Annotated in this window: 1 protein-coding gene; it reads left to right on the top strand. The window is 57.2% G+C overall.

The genetic code is table 11. The features are described from left to right. A partial coding sequence (locus tag AC0QHF_RS02145; RefSeq protein ID WP_324702536.1) for a PAS domain-containing protein occupies positions 1-859 on the top strand: 859 nt, incomplete at its 5' end. Positions 860-879 lie beyond the last annotated feature (20 nt).

Below are 879 nucleotides of genomic sequence, written 5' to 3'. Positions count from 1 at the left end.
AAGTCAGTCAGGCTCAGCCTGCATTTACTGTTTGACCCCAGAATCCCCGTCGCTGTCTTCGCGGGGAGTTTGTCAAAAATATATTTCCCCCGGTTGCGAACGGTTGTACGGGTACACCGCCGAGGAAATTGTCGCCGACCCCAAATTGTGGTCCTCTCGGGTTCATCCGGACGACTTCCACACCGTCGTCCGCCCCGCCCTGCACACCCTGTTGGACCGGGGCGAAGACGTCCGCTCCGAATACCGCTTTTACCGCAAAGACGGCTCCCTGCGCTGGTTTGCGGAAACCCTGACCGGCCGCTACGACCCGAGTCACAATCTCTGGTCCGTGACTATCGTCGCCGTCGATATCACGGAACGCAAACAGGCCGAACTCGCCCTGCAACAGTCGGAATATCTGTTTCGTTCCGTCCTGAAAACGATGCCACTCATCGCGGTTATCGTCGATCGCCGGGGAGACATCACCCTCGTCAACGATTGCCTGTTGGAACAGACCGGTTGGAAGCGGGAAGAAATCCTGCATCGAAACTGGTTTTCCACTTTCATTCCCCCGGAGATTCGGGAATCCCTCTACGACACCTTTTTTCGACTGGCCCCGGAAACCGGACAATTTCCCGCCCGCTACGAAAATGAAATCTTGGCCCGCACGGGGGAACGTCGCCTGATCGCCTGGAACAATACGGCCCTGCGCGATCGCGCCGATCAGATCGTCGGTTTCGCCAGCATCGGCGAAGATATCACCGACCGCCGCCGCGCCGAAGAGGCCCTCAGACGACAGGCCGAACAGGAGCGGCTGATTTTAGAAATTACGAGAAAAGGACGAGAGCTTGAAAGCCGTGTCTTTTTAAAGCACGGATGAAAAGCGAACGGCGACTTCAG

The organism is Lyngbya sp. CCY1209 (assembly GCF_055795065.1).
Note: the sequence above shows the minus strand (reverse complement) of the source record. Positions and strands in the feature narration are given on the sequence as shown.